Origin of the sequence: Lapidilactobacillus mulanensis, from assembly GCF_003946215.1 — a bacterium.
GTDB lineage: Bacteria > Bacillota > Bacilli > Lactobacillales > Lactobacillaceae > Lapidilactobacillus > Lapidilactobacillus mulanensis.
In genome coordinates, this window is sequence record NZ_RHOW01000091.1 from 1 (window position 1) to 2,197 (window position 2,197).

At 40.4% G+C, this 2,197-nt stretch carries 1 protein-coding gene; it reads left to right on the forward strand.

Annotation, left to right across the window (positions count from 1 at the left end):
- Nucleotides 1–2,060 (forward strand): beta-glucosidase BglX (bglX, locus tag EKM67_RS10580; protein WP_125578941.1); only part of this gene is annotated, 2,060 nt, incomplete at its 5' end.
- Nucleotides 2,061–2,197 lie beyond the last annotated feature (137 nt).

Consider the following 2,197-nt stretch of genomic DNA (forward strand, 5'->3'; position numbering starts at 1 on the left):
AAAAACTCCTTCCTAAGTGTACAAGCTTTGATTATTTGCTTGTCTACTTAAGTAGGAGTATAGCCCATGCAATCCCACTTCTTTTTATGTCAGATATTGTCTACGGTTATAAAACGGTTTATCCAATTCCGCTTGGTATGGGTTCTTCGTGGAATCCAGATCTAATCGAAAAAGCATATCAGAATACCGCCGAAGAAGCATATGCAGGTGGTACACAAGTTGCGTTTGCACCAATGGTAGATCTTGTGCGCGATGCACGTTGGGGTCGAGTATTAGAATCAACTGGTGAAGATCCATATCTTAATTCTAGATTTGCGACTGCCATGGTTCGCGGATTTCAACATGATTTAAAGAAAGGTAAAGGCATTGTTTCATGTGTGAAGCATTTTGCTGCGTATGGCGCTGTTGAAGCAGGGCGTGAATATAATTCTGCCGATATGTCATTGCCTAATTTATACCAGAACTACCTCCCCTCTTATCATGCTGCGGTTGATGCGGGCGCAAAGATGGTGATGACGTCATTAACAACACTTAATGGCGTTCCTGCAACGGCAGATAAGTGGCTGCTCAATAAAGTGTTGCGTGAACAGTGGGGATTTAAGGGGATCGTAATCAGTGATTATGCTTCCGTATATGAATTGACCCAACATGGATTTGCAAAGGATAGTCAAGATGCTGCAGATAAAGCACTAGATGCTGGTATTGATATTGATATGAAATCACCTTGCTATGCTAATGGGTTAAAACCATTACTTGAAGAAGGTCATTTAAGCGAATCTAAATTAAATGAGGCCGTCTGGCGTGTATTAAGTCTTAAAAACGAGTTGGGATTATTTGAAGATCCATATCGTGGAGCATCTCATTCTTTAGAACAAGACGATATACTCACCGATAATAAACGTCAGACAGCACGTCAAGTTAGCCGTGAGTCGATGGTTCTTCTAAAAAACGACAACAATATCTTGCCATTAGATCCAGAGATCAATCAAAAAATAGCTTTAATTGGTCCCTATGCCAATGAACGTGGCATGTTAGGGCTATGGGCTGTTCATGGCGATACGAAGAATACCGTCACCATTGAAGATGGTATTCTGGAACATATCGATGGTAGTGCGCTCTCTGTAGAAAAGGGAACAGATATCATTCGCGACAAAGAATTTTTGCTACACGCTGGCATGAATTCTGATCAAGTAATTCAGCTGCTCTCTGATAATGATGCGGAGTTGCAGAATCATGAGCGCGCAATTTCTGCTGCAAAACAATCTGATTTAATCATCTTTGCTTGTGGGGAGCACACTCTTCAAAGTGGGGAAGCGGGTTCACGCACCAAACTTCGCTTACCAACCAATCAACAAGATTTATTTGACGAACTTGTGGCAACTGGAAAAAAAATTATCACGATCGTTATTAGTGGCCGACCACTTGTGCTGACTGATGTTGCTAAAAATTCAGAAGCCGTTATTGAAGCCTGGTTCCCAGGAACTGAGGGTGGGCATGCGCTTGCAGATATACTTTTCGGCGATTATAATCCATCTGGGCGTCTATCGATGAGCTTCCCATACTCGGAGGCACAATATCCGATTTATTATAATCATTTAGCAACAGGACGACCCGAAAAAGATTCTCAACATGTGGGTCGATTCGTTTCACGATACACTGATGCACCAACTCAACCGTTGTTTCCATTCGGATATGGGTTATCATATGGTACGACACACTATGGAGAAATTCAATTATCTAGAGAGACACTACATTCCAACGAAACAGTAGAAGCATCAATCGAAATAACATACACCGGCATATTGCCCCGTGATGAAACTGTTCAAATGTATCTACATGATTGTGTTGCAAGTGTTGTACAACCAGTGAAACGGTTGATTGATTTCCAAAAAATACACCTTGATCCAAACTCAAAGCAAACTGTCTCATTTGAAATAAGTAGTGATCAACTAGGCTTTTACGATCAGACTGGGTCGTATACGATTGAGCCTGGAGATTTTGATTTATTTATTGGGAAGGATTCCAATAATGTTCAGGAAACACAATTCACGCTTGTTTAGTTCTAATTCATAAGAGTTACTGATATATATAAACAGGGAGAAGAAATGATTTCATTTCTTCTCCCTGTTTAGAGAGTGTCAAATTTTATGTGTAAATAGAAAAGCCTCTCGTCCTTTTTTTAAAACATAGATTCTAA